Annotated in this window: 24 protein-coding genes and 1 tRNA gene; 6 read left to right on the top strand and 19 right to left on the bottom strand. The window is 71.7% G+C overall.

Annotated elements, in window-relative coordinates; genetic code table 11:
• Positions 1 to 159: 159 nt before the first annotated feature.
• Positions 160 to 1,254 (bottom strand): acyl-CoA desaturase, encoded by a 1,095-nt coding sequence (locus tag DEJ25_RS14090; protein WP_258366298.1) that lies wholly within the window; start codon positions 1,252 to 1,254, stop codon positions 160 to 162.
• A gap of 448 nt (positions 1,255 to 1,702) precedes the next feature.
• On the opposite strand from DEJ25_RS14090, the gene DEJ25_RS14085 reads away from it, so the two are divergent.
• Together DEJ25_RS14085 and DEJ25_RS16775 are read left to right on the top strand one after the other, a co-directional pair.
• The gene (locus DEJ25_RS14085; protein ID WP_111045076.1) at positions 1,703 to 2,176 is read left to right on the top strand and encodes a hypothetical protein; all 474 of its coding nucleotides are present in this window, start codon (positions 1,703 to 1,705) and stop codon (positions 2,174 to 2,176) included.
• Between the two features lie 201 nt (positions 2,177 to 2,377).
• Positions 2,378 to 2,533 (top strand): hypothetical protein, encoded by a 156-nt coding sequence (locus tag DEJ25_RS16775; RefSeq protein ID WP_181421678.1) that lies wholly within the window; start codon positions 2,378 to 2,380, stop codon positions 2,531 to 2,533.
• 282 nt (positions 2,534 to 2,815) lie between these two features.
• Here DEJ25_RS16775 and DEJ25_RS14075 read toward each other — a convergent pair.
• From DEJ25_RS14075 to DEJ25_RS14065, 3 genes are all read right to left on the bottom strand, one after another.
• Positions 2,816 to 2,889: transfer RNA gene (locus DEJ25_RS14075), tRNA-Pro, on the bottom strand.
• Positions 2,890 to 3,028: 139 nt separating this feature from the next.
• Positions 3,029 to 3,631, bottom strand: coding sequence for a hypothetical protein (locus tag DEJ25_RS14070; RefSeq protein WP_111045075.1), 603 nt, complete (start codon positions 3,629 to 3,631; stop codon positions 3,029 to 3,031).
• Complete coding sequence (locus DEJ25_RS14065; RefSeq protein ID WP_110904741.1) at positions 3,628 to 4,464, bottom strand: endonuclease/exonuclease/phosphatase family protein; 837 nt, start codon at positions 4,462 to 4,464, stop codon at positions 3,628 to 3,630. The genes DEJ25_RS14070 and DEJ25_RS14065 overlap by 4 nt, the downstream gene beginning before the upstream one ends.
• A 70-nt stretch (positions 4,465 to 4,534) precedes the next feature.
• Here DEJ25_RS14065 and DEJ25_RS14060 point away from each other — a divergent pair, with 70 nt between their 5' ends.
• Entirely contained in the window at positions 4,535 to 5,614 is a 1,080-nt protein-coding gene (locus tag DEJ25_RS14060) for a hypothetical protein (RefSeq protein WP_146240697.1), read from the top strand.
• A 12-nt stretch (positions 5,615 to 5,626) separates the two neighbouring features.
• Positions 5,627 to 7,816 carry an ATP-dependent DNA helicase RecQ gene (locus tag DEJ25_RS14055; protein ID WP_258366511.1) on the top strand — a complete coding sequence of 730 codons (2,190 nt, stop codon included), beginning with the start codon at positions 5,627 to 5,629 and terminating at the stop codon, positions 7,814 to 7,816.
• Positions 7,817 to 7,892: 76 nt separating this feature from the next.
• Here DEJ25_RS14055 and DEJ25_RS14050 read toward each other — a convergent pair whose 3' ends face one another.
• Complete coding sequence (locus DEJ25_RS14050; RefSeq protein WP_111045101.1) at positions 7,893 to 8,768, bottom strand: oxidoreductase; 876 nt, start codon at positions 8,766 to 8,768, stop codon at positions 7,893 to 7,895.
• A gap of 104 nt (positions 8,769 to 8,872) precedes the next feature.
• Here DEJ25_RS14050 and DEJ25_RS14045 point away from each other — a divergent pair, with 104 nt between their 5' ends.
• Positions 8,873 to 9,751 (top strand): helix-turn-helix domain-containing protein, encoded by an 879-nt coding sequence (locus tag DEJ25_RS14045; protein ID WP_258366510.1) that lies wholly within the window; start codon positions 8,873 to 8,875, stop codon positions 9,749 to 9,751.
• On the opposite strand, the gene DEJ25_RS14040 is transcribed toward DEJ25_RS14045, so the two are convergent.
• The 6 genes from DEJ25_RS14040 to DEJ25_RS16895 form a co-directional block, all read right to left on the bottom strand.
• A complete protein-coding gene (locus DEJ25_RS14040) occupies positions 9,714 to 10,244 on the bottom strand; it encodes a hypothetical protein (protein ID WP_111045073.1) in 531 nt (176 codons plus the stop codon). The two genes, DEJ25_RS14045 and DEJ25_RS14040, sit on opposite strands and share 38 nt — an antisense overlap.
• Before the next feature lie 121 nt (positions 10,245 to 10,365).
• Positions 10,366 to 10,995 (bottom strand): hypothetical protein, encoded by a 630-nt coding sequence (locus DEJ25_RS14035; protein ID WP_111045072.1) that lies wholly within the window; start codon positions 10,993 to 10,995, stop codon positions 10,366 to 10,368.
• Between the two features lie 57 nt (positions 10,996 to 11,052).
• Positions 11,053 to 12,573 (bottom strand): ribosome biogenesis GTPase Der, encoded by a 1,521-nt coding sequence (gene der, locus DEJ25_RS14030; RefSeq protein WP_111045071.1) that lies wholly within the window; start codon positions 12,571 to 12,573, stop codon positions 11,053 to 11,055.
• Between the two features lie 72 nt (positions 12,574 to 12,645).
• Positions 12,646 to 13,341 (bottom strand): (d)CMP kinase, encoded by a 696-nt coding sequence (gene cmk, locus DEJ25_RS14025; protein ID WP_110904788.1) that lies wholly within the window; start codon positions 13,339 to 13,341, stop codon positions 12,646 to 12,648.
• A 164-nt stretch (positions 13,342 to 13,505) separates the two neighbouring features.
• Complete coding sequence (locus DEJ25_RS14020; protein ID WP_111045070.1) at positions 13,506 to 14,645, bottom strand: prephenate dehydrogenase; 1,140 nt, start codon at positions 14,643 to 14,645, stop codon at positions 13,506 to 13,508.
• A gap of 107 nt (positions 14,646 to 14,752) precedes the next feature.
• Positions 14,753 to 15,505, bottom strand: coding sequence for a pseudouridine synthase (locus DEJ25_RS16895; protein ID WP_258366512.1), 753 nt, complete (start codon positions 15,503 to 15,505; stop codon positions 14,753 to 14,755).
• A 207-nt stretch (positions 15,506 to 15,712) separates the two neighbouring features.
• Here DEJ25_RS16895 and DEJ25_RS16890 point away from each other — a divergent pair, with 207 nt between their 5' ends.
• Positions 15,713 to 17,278, top strand: a complete 1,566-nt coding sequence (locus tag DEJ25_RS16890; RefSeq protein WP_220033228.1) for a hypothetical protein — start codon at positions 15,713 to 15,715, stop codon at positions 17,276 to 17,278.
• Here the strand turns inward: DEJ25_RS16890 and scpB are convergent.
• From scpB to DEJ25_RS13975, 8 genes are all read right to left on the bottom strand, one after another.
• On the bottom strand, positions 17,205 to 17,942 hold the full coding sequence (scpB, locus tag DEJ25_RS14010; RefSeq protein ID WP_111045068.1) for an SMC-Scp complex subunit ScpB: 738 nt from the start codon (positions 17,940 to 17,942) through the stop codon (positions 17,205 to 17,207). The genes DEJ25_RS16890 and scpB overlap by 74 nt on opposite strands.
• Positions 17,932 to 18,825, bottom strand: coding sequence for a ScpA family protein (locus DEJ25_RS14005; RefSeq protein ID WP_181427457.1), 894 nt, complete (start codon positions 18,823 to 18,825; stop codon positions 17,932 to 17,934). Before DEJ25_RS14005 ends, scpB begins: the two co-directional genes overlap by 11 nt.
• Positions 18,809 to 19,687, bottom strand: a complete 879-nt coding sequence (locus DEJ25_RS14000; RefSeq protein ID WP_110904750.1) for a ParA family protein — start codon at positions 19,685 to 19,687, stop codon at positions 18,809 to 18,811. The genes DEJ25_RS14005 and DEJ25_RS14000 overlap by 17 nt, the downstream gene beginning before the upstream one ends.
• 104 nt (positions 19,688 to 19,791) lie before the next feature.
• On the bottom strand, positions 19,792 to 20,637 hold the full coding sequence (locus DEJ25_RS13995) for an SseB family protein (protein WP_111045066.1): 846 nt from the start codon (positions 20,635 to 20,637) through the stop codon (positions 19,792 to 19,794).
• Positions 20,638 to 20,641: 4 nt separating this feature from the next.
• Positions 20,642 to 21,388 carry a bifunctional 1-(5-phosphoribosyl)-5-((5-phosphoribosylamino)methylideneamino)imidazole-4-carboxamide isomerase/phosphoribosylanthranilate isomerase PriA gene (gene priA / locus DEJ25_RS13990; protein WP_111045065.1) on the bottom strand — a complete coding sequence of 249 codons (747 nt, stop codon included), beginning with the start codon at positions 21,386 to 21,388 and terminating at the stop codon, positions 20,642 to 20,644.
• Positions 21,389 to 21,408: 20 nt separating this feature from the next.
• Entirely contained in the window at positions 21,409 to 22,047 is a 639-nt protein-coding gene (gene hisH / locus DEJ25_RS13985) for an imidazole glycerol phosphate synthase subunit HisH (RefSeq protein ID WP_111045064.1), read from the bottom strand.
• On the bottom strand, positions 22,044 to 22,646 hold the full coding sequence (gene hisB / locus DEJ25_RS13980) for an imidazoleglycerol-phosphate dehydratase HisB (protein WP_110904754.1): 603 nt from the start codon (positions 22,644 to 22,646) through the stop codon (positions 22,044 to 22,046). Before hisB ends, hisH begins: the two co-directional genes overlap by 4 nt.
• Positions 22,643 to 23,749: a histidinol-phosphate transaminase gene (locus DEJ25_RS13975; RefSeq protein WP_111045063.1), complete on the bottom strand. Its 1,107-nt coding sequence runs from the start codon at positions 23,747 to 23,749 to the stop codon at positions 22,643 to 22,645. Before DEJ25_RS13975 ends, hisB begins: the two co-directional genes overlap by 4 nt.
• Positions 23,750 to 23,794: the final 45 nt, after the last annotated feature.

Below are 23,794 nucleotides of genomic sequence, written 5' to 3'. Positions count from 1 at the left end.
CACTCCGATCCGACACGCGCAGCACCGCTTGTGCCCTTCGGGGGCGGAGAACTGTGGCGACATCGAGGATCGCGGCCCTCCACCGGTCACCTTCGCGACGAGCGGTCCGCACTCTGGATGGCAGATCCCTCAGCGGGGCTCTGACAACGCCGGCCAACGCTATCGGATGCGGCGTTCTGCGACGAGAGGGCACTCGAACGGGTTCCGGGCCGCGAGCCCGACGCGGTTGAGGTACGCCACCACGATCCGGTACGAATCGATCAACGTGGTCTCGGTGTACGGGACGTCGTGTTCGGCGCAGTAGTCCCGGACCATCTGGCGAGCGGCAGCGAGGTGCGGGCGGGGCATGTTCGGGAACAGGTGGTGCTCGATCTGGTAGTTCAGTCCGCCCATGAAGTGGGCCATGAACCAGCCGCCCCGGATGTTGCGGGAAGTCAGCACCTGACGGCTGAAGAAGTCGACTTTCTGATCGTGCGGGATGAGCGGCATCCCCTTGTGGTTCGGCGCGAACGAAGCACCCATGTAGAGCCCGAACACGGCGAGCTGCACGCCGAGGAACGCGAACGCCATCCCGACGGGCAGGAACCAGAACACCACGCCCAGGTAGATGCAGAAGCGGAGCAGGAACAGAGCCGCCTCGATGCGGCGTCCCCGGATCTCCTTCATGTTGCCGAGGACCCTCGCGGACTGCCAGTGCAGGTTGGCACCTTCGAGGAGCAGCAGCGGGAAGAACGCGTACCCCTGCACCCGGACCAGCAGGCGAAGGAACCCGCGTCGCTTCGCGGCGTCTTCTTCCCGGAACGACAGAGCGTCGAAGGACACGTCCGGGTCCTTTCCGACCGTGTTCGGGTTGCCGTGGTGGCGGGTGTGCTTGTTCATCCACCACGAATAGCTCACCCCGGCAAGGAACGTCCCGGCGTACTGGGCGCTGCGGTCGTTCCACTGGTTGGAGGTGAACACCTGCCGGTGGGCCGCCTCGTGGGACAGGAACGCGAACTGGGTGAACAGCACGCCCAGCACGCCGGCGACGAGTAGCTGCCACCACGACGCGCCGAGGATCACGAACGCCGTCCACGCAAGCCCCAGCACCACGATCAGCACGGCGAAGACGGTCCAGTAGTAGCCGGTGCGGCGCTCCAGCAACCCGCGGGCCTTGACCTGCTTCAGCAGGCCGGAGTACCTCGAGGTGCCGCTGTGTGATCCGGCCGGAGCTGGCCGGGTGCGTGTGTAGCCGATCGGTGTTGTCTCCGTCACGGTCTTGCATCCCTCCCGCGGCGTCCCACTGCACGCCGTCCCTCGTGCTGCACACAGAAGCAGAAGCACGATGAGAACGTGAAGAGGTTGGGCCGGCCGGACAGCGTCCCCGAAGTGCCCCACCACGGGCCTGTGGCTGCGTCGACCCGGAACTTGCGGAAGCCACGAACACCGTGAAGAGGGTCTCCGGCGACTGGACGGCGACGGAGCTCAGCAGTTGGAAAGCCGCAGGGAGCACGGACGGTGGCCCCCCCCTGGACACGTGTCCGGCGCGCGGTTGAACCGATTCCCCACAGCGATCCTCATCCGGTCAGTGGGATTGAGGGGCAGCCATCTACTCGTCGCGATGGACCACCGTCTGTCGGGACGACGGCGCGGTGCGTCGCAAGTGCAACGAGACCTCGTCGGGGGCTCGTGAAGAAGCTGACGGAAGTGCGACGCTGATCCCATGCGCACCAGGACGTTCGTCGTCATCGCCGGGATCGGCATCATCGCTGCCGCCGGCGTCAGCGTCCAAGCGCTTGTCACCCACGCCCACGCCCACAGCCTGGCCGAAGCCGCTGCAGCCTCCGAGGTACCGGCCCCGGATACCTCGGTCGAGGTGATGACCAAGACCTACCTGCGCGCGGCGAAGGACCACGACTGCGCCCTCACCCGACTGCTCACGACTCCGAACACGTTCGCCTGGTGCGGCGCAGCTCCGCACGGATGGTTCGACGGTGATCCGGAATTGCAGTCGTACCGCGATGTCGGGAAGCCGGAACTGGTCACGAAGGGCGTTGCCGGGCACGCTCAGGAGTGCGTGCAGTCCACGATCATGCAGCGGTGGATGAGCGGCGCGGACCCTGGCGAGCTGAGCTGGAGTTGGTGCTGGGTGCACACCGCCGACGGCTGGCGCCTGTGGGATCAGGGACAGGGCTAGACCCGACGAGCAGGAAGAGAGCACACGCGGTTCGGTAGCCGATGGCGGTTCCAAGGGGCCGTTGTAACGGGTGGTTGTGTCGAGTTCGTACTCCCGGAGCAGTCCGGTGGTGTTCTCGTTCGGGCCCGATAGCACCTTGGTGGCTCTCGGACGTACGACATCGATGCGAACGTCGTGTCGAAGGGCGACGACGGAACCGCTGTGATCGAGTACACCGCGACGAACGAGACCACCCTCGGGTCCGCGTTGCGGATCCCCGGGCTCGACTACGACGTGTTGAACCGGGCCGCTGGAGACCACGGCCCGCTCTCGCGGATCACAGAGCGATCCACACGGACGGAGAAGGTGAAGTGGTGAGCAGACGCCGGTTGGGCATCGCGACTCTGATCGCGGTGCTGTCGGTCCCGTTGACAGGCTGTGCCGTCCCGGCACAGCCTCAGGACTCCACCGGTACCCGGCGACTCAAGGGAGAGGACGGCGACCGCGCCGCCGAGTTCTGGTCAGCGCCGGGCGGGAGTACGCCTCCGGTCGCGACGGCCCCCACGTGGAGGCGAGGAACGCGGAGGGGTAGCGGAGGCGTTTCAGATTTCCAAACGACAGAAACCCCGACAGAACTGCGGTTCTATCGGGGTTTGTCGGTCGGGCTGACAGGATTTGAACCTGCGACCCCTTGACCCCCAGTCAAGTGCGCTACCAAGCTGCGCCACAGCCCGCGAGTCCCAGAAGGACCCAGACCCCGCCCCCACGAGGGAGGCTGCGAGCCCCGCCCCACACCCGACCGAGCGTGGAGCAGCCCGTCAAGCATAGCGGAAGCGGGAGCCCCACCGCGCCACGACGACGGACCTGCGCGCGTCACCCCCGCAGGTGCATCGGCTGGACGACCTGGCGCTCCCGCGACAGCCAGGGCAGCGCGAACCCGGCGAGCAACGCCCCGAGTCCGTCCGCCGCCAGGTCGCCGATGGTGTCGTCGTACCCGACGAAGATCGTGTCGTCGACGAGGTTGTGCCCGAGCCACTCGCCGATCTCCCACACCGAGCCGATCGCCATCCCGGCGGCGAGCGCCACGAGGGCGGAGAGCAGCACGCCGGCGCGCGGGGCCGAGACGACGACGCCGGCGTCCGAGGCGATCACGACGAGCAACGCCGCGAGCAGCCCGACCAGGATGACGTGGACGAGCTTGTCCCAGAGGAACACGGTCGTGTACCAGTCGAGCACGCTGCTCCAGGCGGCGACCAGGCAGAGCAGCACGACGGCCGCGTCGAACGTCGGTCGCAGCCCGAGCATGCGCGGAACGACGGTGCCGAGGAGCGCGAGGGTCGTCACGGCGAACGCGACCGCTCCCCAGCCCACGGCGGCGACGGGCACGCTCACCAGGGTGACGATCCGCAGCACGTCTGCGGCCCAGACGGCGCCGTGCGGCCGTCGGAGGAACGTCGGCCCGAAGGTGTCGATCACGCGGTTGCCCCGAAGGACAGCACGGCGTGCACGGCGAGGTGGTCGGACGGCCACACTCCCCCGGGCCGCCGGGTCGAGATCGCGGCGCGGGACACCACGGCGTCCGCGGTGGCGAACACGCCGTCGATGCGCGGCTTGTCGGCGCGCGGCTCCCGGTAGGCGGCGTACGTGCCGAGTTCCGCCGTCTCCAGGCGGGAGGCCCGCCTCCAGGTGTCCGTGATGCCCGCCTCCGCCAGTGCTCGCCACGGTGCCGACCCGGCCGACGCGTTGCAGTCGGCCATCACGACGGCGGGCAGGCCGGACTGGGCGACGATCCGGCCGAGCAGTTGCGCCGAGCGGAGTCGGGCCCAGGGCGATGCGACGTCGAGGTGCGTGGCCAGTGCCAGGAACCGTCGTCCGGTTGCATGGTCGTCGAGGACGGCCCCGACCGCGTGCCGGGGGAAGGCGGTCGCCCATGAGCGGGAGCCGGGGCGCAACGGTGTGCGGGACATCGCCCACGACCGGCGCTCGACGACGGTGCAGCGCTCGGTGTCGACCAGCAGTCCGACGGCCTCCCCGTCGCCGAAACGGTCGCGTCCGAGCAGGACCGCTTCCCAGCGCGACCCGATGCCGGTGGCGAGGTCGACGGCCTGGGGGCGCAGGGCCTCCTGGACGGCGAGGACGGTGGGCTCCTCGGAGGCGACGAGTGCCACCACGGCGTCGCGGCGGTGTTCCCACGAGTCGGGGTGGCCGGTGGGTCGGGGCACGCTGCGGCGCAGGTTGAGGGTCATGCAGTGCAGGTCGGGAGCGGCCACCGGCCCGATGATCGGTCGGTCGTCGGCCTGTCGGTGCATGTTCCCCTTCTACGAGACGGCACGGATGCGGTTCTCAGGGTGACGTCGGCTCGGCTCCTAGGGTGGCCCGATGCGTTCTCGACCCGCCCGGGCCCTGCTCGCGCTCGCTGTGACCGGTCTGGTGCTCGGGGTGACCGCCTGTTCGGCTGCGGCTCCGACCCCCCGTCCAACGCTCGCCCGGGCGTCGTCGGACACCGTGACCGTGGTAGCGGAACGGTCCGCCGCGGACCGTTCGGTCCGGACGAGTCGTGCCCTGTTCCGACCCGCGCCGGGTGCTGTCGTCGCGCCCGCCGGAGACGCCGACGCCGTCCGCGATGCGGCGAGCGCCGCGGTCGGCGCGCACGTGCCGGCCCTGCTCGTCGACTCCGGATCGAAGGAGGCGACCGCTGCCGTGGCCGACGAACTCGAGCGTCTCGGGGCGTCCTGGTACCGGGCGTTCGACGACGTGACCCTCGACACGCAGGTCGAGGAGCGGGACGTGCCGGAGGTGGGCCAGCGGGCGGAGGCGGGCCGGGCCTCCCGGCAGACGGTGCTCGTCGCGGACCGGTCGGACGACGCTGCCGCGGTGGCGTCGGCCCGCGCTGCCGACGCTCAGGTGGTGGTGATGCCTTCGGGCGTGTCGGACCCGGCTGCGTCGGGGGCGGTCGTCCGCGCGATGCACGGTGCGCAGGGGCGGCCGACGCTGTTGCTCGGGGCGTCGTTCGCGGACCTCGGCGATCCGGAGTGGGTGGTCCGCGCCGCGCAGACCGGGTACCGGATCGGCGGGGGTGGGCAGCGTCCGTTCGACGGCCACCGGTACACGGCTCTCTACGGCGCGCCCGGGGCGCCGGTGCTCGGCGTCCTCGGCGAGCAGGACCCGGCCGCGAGTGTCGCGCGGGCCCGGAAGCTGGCGGAGCAGTACCGCGGGCTGTCCGACGTGCCCGTGACGCCCGCGTTCGAGATCGGTACGGTCAGCGCGCGGGAGGTGAACGGCGTGTCGGGATGGCTCGCCGGGGTGGAAGAACTTCTTCGACGAGGACACCCCGACGCTGACGCCGGAGCAGACCATGTCCGAGGTGCAGCCGACGCCCTCGCTGGTCACCTACCAGTGAACGGTCGCGGGTTCTCCACGGACTGGAGGCCCGTGGCCGGGTTCGTCGGTCGGTCCTGACAGCATGGGGGCATGAGTTCAGCTGCTGCCTCCCCCGTCCCGCCTGCTGCGGTGCCGTCTGCCGACGCGGTGCCGACTGCTGACGCGGTGCCCTCTGCTGACATCGTGGCCGAGGCGCAGGAGGCCCTGCAGGCGCTGACGGGTCGGGTCGATGCGGTCTTCCACCCGGGGCAGCTCGAGGCGATCTCCGCGCTGGTCGAGCACCGGCAGCGAGCGCTCGTCGTGCAGCGCACCGGGTGGGGCAAGTCCGCCGTCTACTTCCTCGCCACGCTGCTGCTCCGGCGTCGGGGCGGTGGGCCGACCGTCCTCGTGTCGCCGCTGCTCGCCCTGATGCGTGACCAGGTCGCCGCAGCGGCCCGAGCCGGGGTCCGAGCGGTCTCGATCAACTCCGCGAACGCCCACGAGTGGACGGAGACCCAGGCAGCCCTCGCCCGGGACGAGGTGGACGTGCTGCTGGTCTCCCCGGAACGGCTGAACAACCCGAAGTTCCGTGACGAACAGCTGCCCGCGCTCATCGGGCGGATGGGCATGCTCGTCGTCGACGAAGCGCACTGCATCTCCGACTGGGGTCACGACTTCCGGCCGGACTACCGCCGCCTCGCCGAACTCATCCGGTCCCTGCCGCACGGCGTGCCGGTCCTCGCGACGACGGCGACCGCGAACGAGCGGGTGGTGGAGGACGTCGCCGAACAGCTGACCGCCGGGCCCGAGGACCCGGTGTTCACCATCCGCGGGTCGCTCGCCCGCGCTTCGCTGCGGCTCGGTGTGCTCACCCTGCCGGACGCCCGCGCCCGCCTCGGCTGGCTGCTCGCCCACCTCGGCGACCTGCCCGGCAGCGGCATCATCTACACGCTCACCGTCTCGGCGGCCGAGGACATCGCCCGGCTCCTCCGGGAGTCCGGGTACGCCGTCCGCGCCTACACCGGCCGGACCGACAACGACGAACGCGAGCAGCTCGAAGGGCAGCTGAAGGACAACCAACTCAAGGCCCTGGTCGCCACGAGCGCCCTCGGCATGGGGTTCGACAAGCCCGACCTGGGCTTCGTCGTGCACATCGGGGCGCCGTCCTCCCCCGTGGCGTACTACCAGCAGATCGGTCGTGCCGGCCGCGCCACCGACAACGCCGACGTCCTGCTGCTGCCCGGGCGTGAGGACCAGGAGATCTGGCAGTACTTCGCCAGCGCCTCGATGCCGACCGAGTCCCGGGCCTCGGCGGTGCTCGGCGCGCTCTCCGTCGACACCGCGATGTCGACCGTGGCCCTCGAAGGGCTCGTCGACATCAAGCGATCGACGCTGGAACTGCTCCTCAAGGTGCTCGACGTCGACGGCGCCGTCCGTCGGGTCGGCGGCGGCTGGGTCGCCACCGGTCGGCCGTGGGAGTACGACGCCGCCCGCTACGAGCGGGTCGCGGCCGCCCGTGCCGCCGAGGCCGCGTCGATGCTCACCTACGAGTCCACGAGCGCGTGCCGGATGCAGCTGCTCCAGCAGGACCTCGACGACCCCACCGCGGAACCCTGTGGCCGGTGCGACAACTGCGCCGGCGCCTGGTACCCGACGGACGTCTCGGACGCGGACCGCACGGGTGCCGCGAACGCCCTCGACCAGGTCGGCGTCGAGATCGCCCCGCGTGCGCAGTGGCCCTCGGGCATGTCCTCGCTGGGCGTCGCGGTCAAGGGCAAGATCCCGGTCGGCGAACTCGTCGCTCCGGGTCGGGCCGTCGCCCGGCTCACCGACCTCGGCTGGGGTGGTCCGCTGCGTGCCCTGTTCGCGAACGGGACCCCGGACGCACCGGTGTCCCGCGAACTCGTCGACGGCTGCGTCCGTGCGCTCAAGGACTGGCCGTGGGAGACCCGACCGACCGGTGTCGTCGCGATGTCCTCGCGCTCCCGCCCGCAGCTCGTCGCCTCGCTCGCCCAGGCGCTGTCCTCGATCGGTCGGTTGCAGCACCTCGGCACCCTCGACCGGGAGGGCGGGGTGCCGCGTGGTGACGGTGCGACGAACAGCGCCTACCGGCTGTCCGGCGTGTGGGACACGTTCGTCGTCGGACCGGAGCTCGCGGCGGCGCTGCAGGCGCACGCGGGGCCGGTCCTGCTCGTCGACGACCTGGTCGACAGCCGGTGGACGATGACCGTCGCCGGGCGGGAACTCCGACGGGCCGGGGTGTCGGCCGTGCTGCCGTTCGCGCTCGCCACCGTGGCCTGACAGTTCGCCCGGCCCGGCCCGCTCGGCCGCGCGGGACTGGGCGGGCGGGACCGAGGGCGGGCCGCCCCCGGTCGGACTACCCGGCCGAACCGATCGCGTCGAGCTCGGCGACGGCGTCGCCCGGCAGCACGAAGCCCGCGGACGCCACGTTGTCCCGCAGGTGGTCGACCGACGACGTCCCCGGGATCAGCAGCATGTTCGGCGAGCGCTGGAGCAACCACGACAGCGCGACGGTCAGGCGCGAGACCTCCAGGCGCTCCGCGACCCGGTCGAGTGCCCCGGACTGCAGCGGCGAGAACCCACCGAGCGGGAAGTACGGCACGTAGGCGATGCCCTGCGACGCGGTGAGGTCGACGAGGGCGTCGTCCTCGCGGCGTGCCACGTTGTACATGTTCTGCACGCAGACGATCGGTGCGTAGCTCTGCGCCTCCGCGAGCTGCTCCGCGCTGACGGTCGACAGACCGATGTGGCGGACGAGCCCGTCCGCCTGGAGGCGCGCGAGCGCCTCGACCTGCGGGGCGATCGAGCCCGGTTCCGGAGCATCGAAGCCGCCCATCCGGATGTTCACGACCTCGAGCTGCTCGAGCCCCAGGGTGCGGAGGTTCTCGTGCACCTGCGCCACCAGGTCGTCGGGCTGCCGGGTCGGCACCCAGTTGCCCTCGGCATCCCGCACCGATCCGACCTTCGTCACGATGTGCACGTCGTCCTCGTAGGGCGAGAGCGCTTCACGGATGAGTTCGTTCGTGACGTGCGGGCCGTAGAACTCAGCGGTGTCGATGTGCGTGATGCCGAGCTCGACGGCAGTCCGGAGCACCCGGACGGCCTCGTCGCGGTCGGCCGGAGGACCGAACACGTGCGGTCCGGCGAGCTGCATGGCGCCGTACCCGACGCGGGTGAGTTCGAGGTCGTCGGCGAGGCGGAACGTGCCGCCGGGGAGCGATGTCGTGGTCATGGCCTCCACGATGCTCCCCGTCACCCGTGCTGCCCAGATCCCCGACGATCCTGGGACCACGGGGACCAGGACCGGACCCCGGCACTGCGCCTACGATCGGCACCGTGAGCGACAACCCCCTCGGCGACCACCTGCGCGCCCGCCGCGAGCTGGTGCAGCCGGCGGACGTCGGCATCCGCGTGACGGGCGTCCGACGCACCCCGGGCCTCCGCCGGGAGGAGGTCGCGACGCTCGCCGGTGTCAGCGCCGACTACTACCTGCGCCTGGAGCAGGGGCGGGACCGCAACCCCTCACCGCAGGTCCTGGAGGCGCTCGCCCGGGTCCTGGGGCTCGACACGACCGCCACCGCGTACCTGCTCGGCCTGGCTGGCATCCGCCCGACCGTCCCCGCCAGACGCTCCCGCCCACACCGCCAGGTGGTGCCGGCCGGCACCCGCCAGCTCCTCGACGTGATCGGGCTGCCGGCTTTCGTCGAGAACCGGGCGTTCGACGTCCTCGCCGCGAACAGCCTGGCGACCGAACTCGCCCCGGGCCTCCGAGCAGGCGAGAACCGACTGCGGACGATGTTCCTCGACCACGACGAGGTCGAGCGGTACCCGGAGTGGCCACAGCAGCGGGCGGGGATGGTCGCCGCGTTCCGGACGTCGATCGGAGCGGACGTCGACGACCCGGACGTCGTCCAGCTGGTCGGCGAGCTCTCCCTCGGCAGCGAGGAGTTCCGGCAACTCTGGGCCCGCCACGACGTGCGGCCCCTCGGTGGGGGCGCGGTGCGGATGTGGCATCCGGAGGTCGGCGACCTGGAACTCCGCCGCGAGAAGTTGGCCGTCGGCGGCACCGACGGGCAACTGCTCGTCGTGCACCACGCGGAGCCGGGCTCACCGTCGGCACGCGGGCTCGCGCTGCTCGGTTCGCTCGCCGCGACACGGACGGCGGCAGCGCACTCCGCTACCGAACAGTCCGACGTGCCGGCTTCGGGAACGTGAGTCGCATGTGGTCGCTCGTCAGGACGTCGCCGATCCCGACCATGAGCACCGAGAACAGGATCTGCTCGATGACCATCCAGAACGGGTAGAGGCCCGGGATCGCCGCGATCACCAGCGTCACGATCGGGAAGACCCGGCTGAAGAGCCGCAGCCGCTGGTACGCCCAGTAGTACCCGAGTTGCGCCCGCCACGCGAACACGTAGAGCGTCAGGGTGATGATCAGCACGACCGTCGCGCGGAACCACACCGCCCACGGGACGACCTGCCCGGCACGGGTCAGCAGCACGGCGACGACGATCGCGGTCAGTCCGACGATCGTCTCGGCAACGAGCAGCCACCGGATCCACCGGAACGAGCGGACCGTGTCGGGATGAGCGAGCATGTCCTCGCGGATGACGTAGCCGCCCTGCCGGCCGCCGGCCAGGCGGTCCAAGCGGAGCCGGTTCCACGCCCGGTCAGCGGTCGCTGCCAGGCCGGATGGTCGCTGCGTCACCGTCCCATCGTGCCGTACCCGACGGCTCGCTGCTGCCCCGGGCCGCCGACGCGGCTGAGAGTCCGGCCTGCCGGAGTGCGGTCTGCCGGGAGGCGCGCCCTCCCCCGCCGTGCTCACCCGGTCAGAAGACGGGGAGCAACTCGGCGCCGCCGAGCAGGTCCCCGGTGTCAGCATCGACCAACAGGACGGAGTGCACCACCGGCGGCAGGTCCTGCGGGTCGACGATGACCAGTACGGGGTGTTCGCCGTCCGGTGTGAACGAGCCGAAGTCAGCGGGGACGTCGTCGCCGGTCCACTGCGCTCGTTCGCTCCCCAGGACGTCGCCCGAGGACAGCTGGACCCGCACCGCACCGACGTGCGACCCGGTCGTACCGGACCCTGCCGTCACCTGCACGCCGGTCAGGGTGATCTGGACGACCTGTTCGCCGACGACCTCGAGGCGGACGTTCCCGCGGACCTCGCCACGGATGGGGACGAGGTCGCCGGCGATCGGCAGTGCCCGTCGCCACCACGGACCCGACGCCTGCGCGTCGTCGACGGGGAGCCCGGTCGCGGCATCGATCATCGGAGCCTCGCCGGTGGCGCCCGTGGTCGGCTCGTCCGGGATGAACCCGTGGCCGATCGAGATCCCGGCGTCGTCCGCACTCGGGGACGGGTCAGGAACCGACGCCGACTTCGTTGCACCGTCCGCAGCCGACCACTGCACGACCGCGCCGGCGGCGACCACGACGAGCAGCACCAGCCCGGCCACGAGAGGCCATCGACGTCGAGACGTCGATCGCTCCCCTCGTGGCACGGACATGACGGCTCAGCGCTTCCGGCGCTCGCGCACTCGCATGTTGACGACGATCGGCGTGCCGTCGAAGCCCCAGACCTCGCGCAGACGGCGGGTGATGAACCGGCGGTACTGCGGGTCGAGGAACGCCGAGGTGAACAGCACGAACGTCGGCGGCTGGCTCGACGCCTGCGTGGCGAACAGGATGCGGGGCTGCTTGCCGCCGCGGACGGGGTGCGGGTGCTCCTGGACCAGTTCGGCGACGAAGGCGTTGACCTTGCCGGTGGGGATCCGGGTGTCCCACGACTCGAGCGCGGTCTCGAGGGCCGGCACGAGCTTCTCGAGGTGGCGGCCGGTGCGGGCGGAGATGTTCACGCGCGGGGCCCAGGCGACGTGCGCCAGGTCCTGCTCGATCTCGCGCTCCAGGTAGCGGCGACGCTCGTCGTCCAGCAGGTCCCACTTGTTGTACGCCAGGACCAGGGCACGACCGGACTCGAGGACCAGGTCGATGATGCGGAGGTCCTGCACGGACACCGGCTCGGTCACGTCGAGGACGACGACCGCGACCTCGGCCTTCTCGAGCGCGGCGGTGGTGCGGAGCGAAGCGTAGAAGTCGGCGCCCTGCTGCAGGTGGACGCGCTTCCGGATGCCGGCGGTGTCGACGAAGCGCCAGGTCTTGCCGCCGAGCTCGATCTGCTCGTCGACCGGGTCACGGGTCGTGCCCGCGAGCTCGTTGACGACGACGCGCTCTTCACCGGCGGCCTTGTTGAGCAGGGAGCTCTTGCCGACGTTCGGACGGCCGAGGATGGCGACGCGACGCGGGCCGCCGATCTCCTGCTTGGCGACCGCGGACACGTCGGGCAGCGTCGTGATGATGAGGTCGAGGAGGTCCGCGACGCCACGGCCGTGCAGTGCCGACACGGGGTGGGGCTCACCGAGGCCCAGGTTCCACAGCGCGTACGCCTCGAGGTCACGGCGCTCGTCGTCGGACTTGTTGGCGGCGACGATGACCGGGCGGTCGGTGCCGCGGAGCATCTTGACGACGTGCTCGTCGGTCGCGGTGATGCCGACCGTGACGTCGACGACGAACAGCACCGCGTCGGCGAGGTCGATCGCGACCTCGGCCTGGGCGGCAACCGAGGCGTTGATGCCCTTCGCGTCGGGCTCCCACCCGCCGGTGTCGACGATGGTGAAGCGCTTGTCGTTCCACTCGGCCTTGTAGCTGACGCGGTCGCGGGTGACACCGGGGGTGTCCTGCACGACGGCTTCGCGGCGGCCGAGGATGCGGTTCACGAGCTGCGACTTGCCGACGTTCGGACGGCCGACGATCGCGAGCACCGGCAGTGCCGGCAGGTACGCGACGCCGTCGACACCGAGCTTGCCGGCTTCGAGGAGTGCCAGGTCCTCGTCGTCCAGGTCGTAGTCCTCGAGGCCGGCGCGGAGCGCGCTTGCACGCTGGTCCGCTTCGGCGTCGTCGATGCCGGCGAGCCGCTCTCCGAGCGAGTCGTCGTACTCGGGGAAGTCGTCGTCACTTCGGTCGTCCAGCTGCGCCATGGTGGTTTCCTTGCCGGCGGCCGGTGGGCCGCGTGTTCGTGGTTCAGGTGCGGCCGTGTGGCCGGGTTGTCGTCAGTTCGTGGCCGAGCGGGCCAGGTCGACCACCGCCTGCACGGTCTGGTCGAAGTCGAGGTCGGTGGAGTCGAGGGTGGTGACGCCGTCGGCGGCGTTCATGAAGTCGACGACCTTCGCGTCCGCAGCGTCCCGACGGGCCAGGGCGGCCGAGGTCTCTTCGGCCGACTGCGTCGTGACCTCCGCCGACCGACGTGCCATCCTAACGGATTCGTCGGCGGTCAACAGGATCCGGACTTCGGCGTCCGGAGCGACCACCGTCGTGATGTCGCGTCCTTCGGTGATGATGCCCTGTCCGTCGGCCATCCGCATCACCTGGCGGAAGAGCGACACGAGCTTCGCGCGCACTTCCGGCAGCTTCGCGATGTGCGCCACGGCCGCGGTGACCTCCGGCGTCCGGATGGCGTCGGTGACGTCGACACCGCCGACGCGGACGAAGTAGTCGTCGGGGTCGGTGCCGATCGCGTAGTCGAAGGAGTCGAAGGCCGCGACCACCGCGACGGGGTCGTCCAGGTCGACGCCCTGCTGCAGCGCGTGCCAGGCGAGCGCGCGGTAGGCGGCGCCGGTGTCCTGGTAGCCGAAGCCGAGCGCACGGGCCGCCGCGCGGGAGACGCTGGACTTGCCGCTGCCGGCAGGGCCGTCCACGGCGATGACGAACTTCGCCACGAACGCTCCGGCGGGCAGGCCGGCGGGCATCGGGTCGCGGGTCGAACCGAGCTCGCCCGCACCCTGCCCGTCAGGACCGCCGGTGACGTCGCCGCCGCCGAGGGGCCCGGGCTGGTCCGTCGGGCTCGGCAGTCCGGAGTCGGGGGCGTCCGGGCCGCCGATGACGCCGGACTCGAGCGTGGTGTCGTTGTCGTTCAGGCCCATGCTGCTGCGATCCTCCATCCGCGACCCTCGAGTTCCTCGACGAGTCGCTGTTCGTGCTCCGGGACGACCGACACCTCGACGATGCCGATCTGCGCCCGGGGCGAGTGCTCGAGGCGCAGGTCCTCGAGGTTGATGCCGAGTTCCCCGATGGTGGTGAGGAGTTCGGCGAACTGCCCGGGTCGGTCGTCGATGAGGACGACGACCTGGGCGAACCGTGCGGTGGACCCGTGCTTGCCGGGCAGCCGTTCGACCCCGCGGTTGCCCGAGGCCATGGTCTCGGCGATCGCCCGAGGCGACCCGGCTGCGGCTGGGTCGGCGAGCGCGATGAGCACCCGGTCGAGTTCGTCGCGGAGGTCGGCGAGCACCGGCCGGATGTGCTCGGCGTTGGCTCCGATGATCTGCACCCACAGCCCGGGGTCGCTCGCGGCGATGCGCGTGACGTCTCGGACGCCGCCGCCCGCCAGACCGAGCGCTTCGCCGGGGGCGTCCCGCAGACGTGAGGCCATCAGCGTCGCCACCAGCTGGGGCGCGTGCGACACCACGGCGACGGCCCGGTCGTGCGACTCGGGGTCCATCGGGACGACGGTCGCGCCGAGGTCGAGTGCCAGGTGCTCGACCACGGCTGCGCGCTGGTGGCTGATGTCGTCGTGTCCGGCGATGACCCAGGGGCGACCGATGAACAGGTCGGCGCGGGCGGCGGTCGGACCGCTGCGTTCGCGGCCCGCCATCGGGTGCGAGCCGATGTACCGGGAGACGTCCGCTCCGGCGGCGCGGAGTCGGTCGAGCGGCCCGGACTTGACGCTCGCGACGTCGGTGACGACGGCGTCCGGGTGCGCGCGGAGTTCGCGTTCCACGACGGTCGCGGTGACGTCCGGCGGCACGGCGACCACGATGAGTTCGGGGTCGTCACCCGGTGCCGGGAGTCGTCCGGCGCCGTAGTCGACGGCGAGCGCCAGCGCGGCCGGGGAGACGTCGTCGAGGACGACGTCCACGCCCTTGTCGCGCAGCGCAAGTCCGATGGAGGCGCCGAGCAGTCCGGCCCCGACGATCCGCACCGGCCCGCGGACGCGCCGGTCGGTCTCGGCGCGCGACAGGCGGCTGTCGGTCGCGGTCGTGCTGGCGTCGGTCACCGGGCAAGCCTATCGAGCGCGGGTGCCGGGCAGCAGGACGGCGCCGGGCCTGTGGAGAAGTCCCCACCGGTCCCGGCGCCGTCCGTGTCGCTGTCGGTCCGCGACGGTCAGTCCGTGCTCTCCGCGTCGTCGTCCCCGGTGCGGGTGTCCGCGGTCCGGGCGATGCCGAGCAGCTTGCCGAGTTCGACCGTGGTCAGCTCACGCACCTCACCCGGCGCCAGGCTGCCGAGCTGCAGCGGTCCGAACGACCGGCGGACGAGCTCGACCACCGGGTGTCCGACGGCTTCGAGCATGCGGCGGACGATGCGGTTGCGGCCGGAGTGCAGCGTGATCTCGACGAGCGACTCCCCGCGCGAGGACTCGAGCAGCCGTGCCTTGTCGGCGGCGATCTGGCCGTCCTCCAGCTCGATGCCGTCGAGCAGCAGCTGCAGCGTGGAGGGGACCATGTTGCCGTCGACCTTCGCGACGTAGGTCTTCGTCACGCCGAAGGACGGGTGTGCCAGGACGTGGGCGAGCCCGCCGTCGTTGGTCAGGATGAGCAGCCCGGCGGTGTCGAAGTCGAGGCGGCCGACGTTGAACAGCCGCTCCTCGAACTGGTCGACGAACTGTGACAGGTCGGGACGGTCGTGCTCGTCCTGCATGCTCGACACCACACCGGTCGGCTTGTTGAGCACGACGTACCGCCGAGAGGTGTCGGTCTGCACCGGCACACCGTCGACCGCGACCTCGTCGGTGTCCGGGTCGACGCGGCGTCCGAGCATGTCGGCGACCTCGCCGTTCACCGTGACGCGGCCCTCCGAGATCAGGTTCTCGGCGACCCGTCGGCTCGCCACACCCGCAGCGGCGATCACCTTCTGCAGGCGCTCACCGCCTTCCTGGAGGTCCGGCTCGCCCCCGTCGGTCGCCGTCCCGTCCGCCGGGTCCCAGTCGGGGATGATCGGGCGTTCGGGCGTGCCCTCGGCGGGGCGACCGGCGTCGTCGCGCTCCCCGGCCGGGAGCGGCGTGGTCCTCTTGCGTGCCGGGTCGTTGCGGGGGCTCGTCGTGCCACCGACGTAGCGGCGGCCGTTGTGCCACACGCTGCTCGGGGCGCCGTCCGGGCTCCGGCGGTCCTCGCGGCGGGGGTCGCTGCCACGCTCGGCTCCACGGTCGTCCGGGCGGCGGGAGGCCCCGCGGTCGTCACGCCCGCGGTACCCGCCGCGCTGCTCGTCACGGCCACCCCGGTCGTCACGGCCACCGCGCGAGTCGCGTCCCTGGTACCCACCGCGCTGCTCGTCCCGGCCACCACGGTCGTCACGGCCGCCACGGGAGTCGCGTCCCTGGTACCCACCACGCTCGTCCCGTCCGGCGGTGCGGCGGTCGCCGGAGTCGTCGCGGCGCACGAAGCGGCCGCGATCGTCGTCACGGCTCACGAAGCCGCCACGGTCGTCGCTGCGTCGGTCGGCACCGCGCGTGTCACGGTCCGGACGTCCGCGGTACCCACCGCTGGTGCGGTCGTCGCCACCGCGGTACCCGCCGGAGGGACGGTCGTCCCGCCCGCGGTACCCACCGCTGGTGCGGTCGTCACCACCGCGGTACCCACCACGGTCACCCGTGCTGCGCTCGTCGCGGCCACGGTAGCCACCGGTCGGCCGATCTGCGCCACGTTCGTCGCGGCCGCGGAACCCGCCGGTCGGGCGGTCCCCACCACGCTCGTCACGTCCACGGAACCCGCCGGAGGAACGGTCGTCACGACCGCGGTACCCGCCACTGCTCCGGTCGTCGCCGCCACGGAACCCTCCGGTCGGACGGTCCCCACCACGCTCGTCCCGCCCACGGAAGCCGCCGGTCGGACGGTCCCCACCACGTTCGTCGCGGCCGCGGAAGCCGCCGGTCGGGCGGTCCCCACCACGCTCGTCACGTCCACGGAACCCGCCGGAGGAACGGTCGTCACGACCGCGGTACCCGCCACTGCTCCGGTCGTCGCCGCCACGGAACCCTCCGGTCGGACGGTCCCCACCACGCTCGTCCCGCCCACGGAAGCCGCCGGTCGGACGGTCCCCACCACGTTCGTCGCGGCCGCGGAAGCCGCCGGTCGGGCGGTCCCCACCACGCTCGTCACGTCCACGGAACCCGCCGGAGGAACGGTCGTCACGACCGCGGTACCCGCCACTGCTCCGGTCGTCGCCGCCACGGAACCCTCCGGTCGGACGGTCCCCACCACGCTCGTCACGCCCGCGGAACCCACCCGTCGGACGGTCCCCACCACGCTCGTCACGCCCGCGGAACCCACCCGTCGGACGGTCCCCACCACGCTCGTCACGCCCGCGGAACCCCCCACGGTCGCCGCCGCCGGCCCGGTCATCGCGCCCGCGGTACCCCCCGGAGGAACGGTCGTCCCCGCCGCGGTACCCGCCACGGTCGCCGCCCGCGGCCCGGTCGTCGCGTCCGCGGTACCCGCCGGAGCCGGCCCCGTCGCGTCCGCGGGGTGCGTCGTCACGGCGACCCGAGCCTCCCGGCCGGTCACCGCCCGGGCGACCCCCGCCGCGGCGGTCGTCGTCTCGTCGTGCACGGTCGTTCTGGTCAAACCCGGCCATCGGGGATCCCTTCGGTCTGCCCGAAACCGTCCGCGCCGTCCTCCAGGAGGGGCGAGATGAGCGGAAGCTCGTCGAGCGAGTTGATGCCGAGCTGCTGGAGCAGCAGCTCGGAGGTGACGTAGTTGATGGCGCCGGTCTCGGAGTCGGTGAACGACTCCTCGATGAGGCCGCGCGCGACGAGCGTCCGGACCACGCCGTCGACGTTGACGGCCCGGATCGCGGCGATCTGGGAGCGGGTGATCGGCTGCTTGTAGGCGACCACGGCGAGGGTCTCGAGCGCCGCCTGGGACAACCGGGCGGGGCGCTCGGCCTCGACGAACTGCTCGACGACGGCGTCGAGTTCGGCGCGGACGTAGAACCGCCAACCACCGCCGACCTCGCGGAGCTCGAAGCCGCGGCGGACCGTCCCCTCGACGCCGTCGAAGTCCGCGACGAGGCGGTCGACAGCCTGTCGGACGACGGGCACCGGCGCGCCGACGGCGGCGGCGAGCGCGACGAGGGACTGCGGCTGGTCGGCGATCATCAGGATGGCTTCGAGCTGCCGGTCGACCGGCGCCGCGACGGGCGGCACGTCGACGGGCGAGGTGTCAGGTGAGCGCTCCGCGGCCGCGGCACGGATTTCCGACTCGAGGGCGCGGGCGTCCTCGATCTCGTCCGCACCGCCCGGCTCGGCTGATCCTCCGGCGCGCGACCGAGCGCCGTGCGCGTGCACGTCATCCGTCATAGTCGGCTCCCAGGTTCGCGAGGCTCTCGTCCGTCCAGTCGAGCGCGGTCCACCGGAGGACGAGTTCCCCGAGCGGTTCGAGTTGTTCGAACGAGATGGAGGCGTTCCGGTACAGCTCCAGGATCGCGAGGAAACGAGCCACCACGATACCCGCCTGGTCGACCCCGGCGATGAGTTCGCGGAACGTGACGTCCGGCGACCCCTCGTCGGCGCGGGTGCGGAGGACCGACACCACGATGGCGGCCTGCTCCCGGATGCTCACCGCGGGGGCGTGCAGGTGGTCGAGGCCGACGGTCGGGATCTCGCGCGGTGCGAAGGCCAGCGCCGCCATCGCCGCGAAGTCCTGCACGGACAGGGTCCACACCAGCTCGGGCGTCCGAGCACGGAACCGTTCCTCGAGCCGGACGCTCCGCACGTGTCGTCGCGACTCAGCGCCCCAGCGGTCACCGAACCACTCCGCGGCCTGCTTGAACGCCCGGTACTGCAGCAGTCGGGCGAACAGCAGGTCGCGGGCTTCGAGCAGGGCCACGTCCTCGGCGTCGACGAGTTCGCCCTGCGGCAGCAGCCCGACGATCTTCAGGTCGAGCAGCGTCGCGGCGACGACCAGGAACTCGCTCGCCTCGTCGAGTTCGTCGCTCGACTCGGCCTGCCGGACGTACGCGATGAACTCGCCCGTGACGGCACTCAGGGCGACCTCGGTGATGTCGAGCTCGTGCTTCGTGATGAGCGACAGCAGCAGGTCGAACGGCCCGTCGAAGTTGCTGAGGCGCACCCGGAACCCGGGTGCGGTCGTGGTGCCGACCGGCGCGTCGGTCGCGCTCTCGGCGTGTCCGGCTGCGTCGGACGGGAGGCTCGTGGCCGGGTCCTCAGGCGACGGCGCCACGCTGGACGAGCTCTCGGGCCAGCTGCCGGTAGGCATGGGCCGCAGCGTGGTCCGGAGCCGTCTGCGTGATCGGTCGCGCCGAGACGGTCGCGTCCGGGAACTTCACGGTGCGCCCGATGACGGTGTCGAGGACGCTGTCGCCGAACGTCTCGACGACACGCTCCATGACCTCGCGCGAGTGCAGCGTCCGCGAGTCGTACATCGTCGGGAGGATGCCGTCGAGCACCAGCGCCGGGTTCAGCCGGTCGCGCACCTTGTCGATCGTCTCGATGAGCAGCGCGACACCGCGCAGCGCGAAGAACTCGCACTCGAGCGGGATGAGCACGCCGTGCGCCGCGGTGAGCGCGTTCACGGTGAGCAGCCCGAGGGACGGCTGGCAATCGATGAGGATGACGTCGTAGTCGTTCGACACCTTCCGCAGGACGCTCGCCAGGATCTGCTCGCGGGCGACCTCGTTGACCAGGTGCACCTCGGCCGCGGACAGGTCGATGTTCGCCGGGATGACGTCGAGCAGCGGCACGTTCGTCGGCTGGATGACCTGGTTCGGGTCCTTCACGGCACCCATCAGCAGGTCGTAGACCGTCGGGATGTCGTGCGTCCGGACACCGAGACCGGCGGACAGGGCGCCCTGCGGGTCGAAGTCGACCGCCAGGACACGGCGGCCGTACTCGGCGAGCGCGGCACCGAGGTTGATGGCGGTGGTGGTCTTGCCGACCCCGCCCTTCTGGTTGCACAGGGAGATGATGCGGGCGGGACCGTGGCCGTCCAGCTCTTCCGGCACGGGGAACGACCGCACGGGCCGACCGGTCGGACCCGTGACGATGTCGCCGGTACCGGAGGCTGTCGTCGGGATGCTGCTCACCGGGCCATCGTACCGGCGCAGTCGCGCCGGACCGGGCCGCACCGCCGGGCGGTGGCCGACGAGGCGGACGGGCCACGGGCCTCCCGGCCGTCGGAGAGCCGGCATCAGGCGGCGCGGAGGGCGACGCGCATGCTGTCGACGCGTTCCGCGATGACCGGATCGGTGGCCCACCGCTGCTGCAGGCGCCCGACGAGGTCGGTGATCTGTTCGCGGTCGAGGCCGGCGATGAGTCGGAGGCCGACCGTCAACTCGGGCCCGGCGAACCGCGACAGCGGGTCCCCCGGCGACAGCTCGACGCGGACCACGGCCGGCTCGGTCTCGATCGTGCCGGCGAAGGCCTGCGCGACCTCCGGGTCCTCGGAGCACGGCGTCCACGGGAGGTCCTGTCCGAGCGCCCACACCGCGGGGCGGCGGAGCACGAACTCCGTCGCTGCCGTCGGGTCGAGCACGACGAGCTGCGTGTCCTCGCTCGCGGCGGCCATCGCGACCCGGCGCGACTCGACCGGTATGGGTCGGGCGTCCACGTCCCAGGCGCGCATCGCCTCGACCGAGGTGAACGCCGGCATCACCGCACGACCGTCGGGGCCCGCGACCGTGACGATCGAGAGCTCCTGGGTCTTGTCGACGATGCGGCCGTCCGGCGTCTCGCCGACGTCACCGGCCTCGGCGACGAGCGGGATGAGCAGCCGTGCGGTGCGGAGGGCGTCGACGACCGCGCCGTGCGGGCCTCCGGACGCGACCGCGGTGATCGCGGCGACGACGGCGGGATCGGCCAGGCCGTCGTCCTCGGTGAAGGTCGTGTCGTGCGCGTCGAACGTGCGGCCGGCCCACGGGTTGCCGGCGGAGTCGCCAGCGTGGTCGTGCGCCGCCTGCTGGTCTGCTGCCTGCCGGTCTGCTGCCTGCTCGTCTGGGTCAGGGCCGGCACCCCGACCGTTCGAGATGCCCGCCACGGGACTACTCCGACGCGATGTCGAGTGCGGCCGGCAGCGTGAACGCGCCCGTGTACAGGGCCTTGCCGATGATCGCGCCCTCGAGCCCGTGCGGCACGAGCGTACGAAGCGCGCGGAGGTCGTCGAGCGTCGAGATGCCACCCGAGGCCACCACGGGCTGGTCGGTGCGGTCGCAGACCTGGCGGAGCAGGTCGACGTTCGGACCCTGCAGGGTGCCGTCCTTCGTCACGTCGGTGACCACGTACCGGGCACATCCGGCGTCCTCGAGCCGGTCGAGCACCTCCCAGAGGTCCCCGCCGTCCTCGGTCCACCCGCGGGCGGCCAGGGTGGTCCCGCGGACGTCGAGCCCGACGGCGATCTGCTCGCCGTACTGCCCGATCACACGGGCCGCCCAGTCCGGGTTCTCCAGCGCGGCGGTACCGAGGTTGACCCGGGCCGCACCGGTCGCCAGAGCGGCCTCGAGCGACGCGTCGTCGCGGATGCCGCCGGAGAGCTCGACGGACACGCCCTCGACCTCCCGGATGGCGTGGGCGATGACCCGTCGGTTGTCACCCCGGCCGAACGCGGCGTCGAGGTCCACGAGGTGGATCCACTCGGCACCCTGGTCCCGCCAGGTGCGCGCGGCAGCGACCGGGTCGCCGTACCCCGTCTCGCTGCCGGCTTCGCCCTGGGTGAGGCGCACCGCCTGGCCGTCGACGACGTCGACCGCGGGCAGGAGGACGAGGGGCTGGGTGGTGGAGAGCTCGGTCATGGTCCCGTCGGGATCGGGGGTCACAGCGACGAGACCCAGTTGCGGAGGAGGCGGATGCCCGGCTCGCCGGACTTCTCCGGGTGGAACTGCGTGGCGCTCAACGGGCCGTTCTCGACGGCGGCGACGAAGCGCTCCCCGTGCTCGGCCCACGTCAGCTTCGGGGCGCGGAACGGACCGTAGGCGTCGAGCGGGAAGTCGGTGACCCCGTAGGAGTGCACGAAGTAGAACCGCTCGTCGCGGAGGCCGTCGAAGAGCACCGAGTCCTCGGGCGCCTGGACCGTGTTCCATCCCATGTGCGGCAGGACGTCGGCCTTGATCGGCTCGACGACACCCGGCCACTGTCCGAGGCCCTCGACGTCGGCACCACGCTCCACGCCGCGGGCGAAGAGCACCTGCATGCCCACGCAGATGCCGAGCACAGGACGGCCACCGGCCAGACGGTGGTCGACGATCTCGCCGCCGCGGACCCCTTCGAGCTGGTCGACGACCGCGGCGAACGCGCCGACCCCGGGAACGAGCAGACCGTCGGCCGCCAGGGCCGTCTGCTTGTCGTTCGACAGGGTGACGTCGGCCCCGGCACGTTCGAGTGCCTTCGCCGCCGAGTGGACGTTGCCGGAGCCGTAGTCGAGGACGACGACGTTCGGGCGGGTGGTGCTCACAGCGTGCCCTTCGTGGACGGGATGCCGTCGACGCGCGGGTCGAGTTCGACGGCGCGGCGCATCGCGCGGGCGAAGGCCTTGAACTCGGCCTCCGCGATGTGGTGGGGGTCGCGGCCGTCGAGGACGCGGACGTGGACCGTGATACCGGCGTTCATCGTGATCGCCTCGAACACGTGCCGGACCATGGACCCGGTGAAGTGTCCGCCGATCCGGTGGAACTCGAAGCCGGCGGGCTCTCCGGTGTGCACGAGGTACGGACGACCGGAGACGTCGACGACCGCCTGGGCCAGTGCCTCGTCGAGCGGCACGAGGGCGTCGCCGTAGCGACCGATGCCCGCGCGGTCACCGAGGGCCTGACGGAGCGCCTGGCCCAGGACGATGCCGGTGTCCTCCACCGTGTGGTGCACGTCGATGTCGGTGTCGCCCGAACTCTGCACGCGCAGGTCGATCAGCGAGTGCTTGCTGAAGGCGGTGAGCATGTGGTCGAAGAACGGCACGCTCGTCGAGATCTCGGAGGTGCCGGTGCCATCGAGGTCGAGCGACAGGGAGACGGTCGACTCACTCGTCGAGCGGGTGATCTCGGCGGTGCGCGCGGTCATGCTCCAACCCTAACGGGCGGCTGCTCGGCGGCGACCTCGCGCATCGCGTCGAGGAACGCGGTCGTCTCTTCCGCCTTGCCGGCGCTGACACGCAGGTGGTTCGAGATGCCGAGGTCACGCACGATCACGTCCCGCTCCAGCAGGGACTCGAACGCAGCACGCGGGTCGGCGACGCCCCCGAACAGGACGAAGTTCGACCACGTCTCGTGCGGCTGGTACCCCATGGCCCGCAGCTCCGTCACCATCCGATCGCGCTGCCCGCGGATGTCGTCGACCATGCGGAGCATCTCCGGGGCGTGACGGAGGGCGGCGACCGCGGCGGCCTGCGTCAGCGCGGACAGGTGGTACGGCAGGCGGACCAGGCGCAGGGCGTCGATCACGGCCGGGTCGGCGGCGAGGTAGCCGACCCGGGCGCCCGCGAACGCGAAGGCCTTGCTCATCGTCCGCGAGACGACCAGGCGCGGGCGTCCGGGCAGCAGTGTGAGGGCCGTCGGCTGGCCGGCGGGCATGAACTCGGCGTAGGCTTCGTCGACCATCACGATGCCGTCGGTGGCCTCGTAGACGGCCTCGATGGTCGCGAGGTCGAGGGGCGTGCCCGTCGGGTTGTTCGGCCCGCAGAGGAACACGAGGTCGGGCTGGTGCGCACGCACCGCGGCGACCGCGGTCTCGGGAGAGATGCGGAACTCGGCGTCCCGCTCGGCCGCGATCCAGCGGCTGCCCGTGCTCGACGCGATGATCGAGTGCATCGAGTAGGTGGGCGGGAACCCGAGCACGCTGCGCCCCGGACCGCCGAACGCCTGGAGCAGCTGTTGGATGACCTCGTTCGACCCGTTCGCTGCCCAGATCGACTCGGCACCCAGACCGTGTCCGAGGTACCCGGCGAGGGACTCCCGCAACTCGGTGAACTCGCGGTCCGGGTAGCGGTTGACGGTTGCCAGCGCCTGACGGATCGAGGCGACGATGTCGTCGGCCACGTCCTGCGGCACTGGATGCGTGTTCTCGTTGACGTTGAGTTGCACGCGGACGTGCTTCTGCGGGGCGCCGTAGGGGCTCTGCCCGCGGAGGTCGTCTCGGATGGGGAGGTCTTCGAGCGTGATTGCCACCGATCCATCGTAGGCCGCGCTGCCCGCATGCCCACCGGCCGTCCG

Source organism: Curtobacterium sp. MCPF17_011 (assembly GCF_003234145.1).
In the GTDB taxonomy this organism is placed as follows: Bacteria; Actinomycetota; Actinomycetes; order Actinomycetales; family Microbacteriaceae; genus Curtobacterium.
This window is presented reverse-complemented; position numbering and strand designations above follow the sequence as displayed.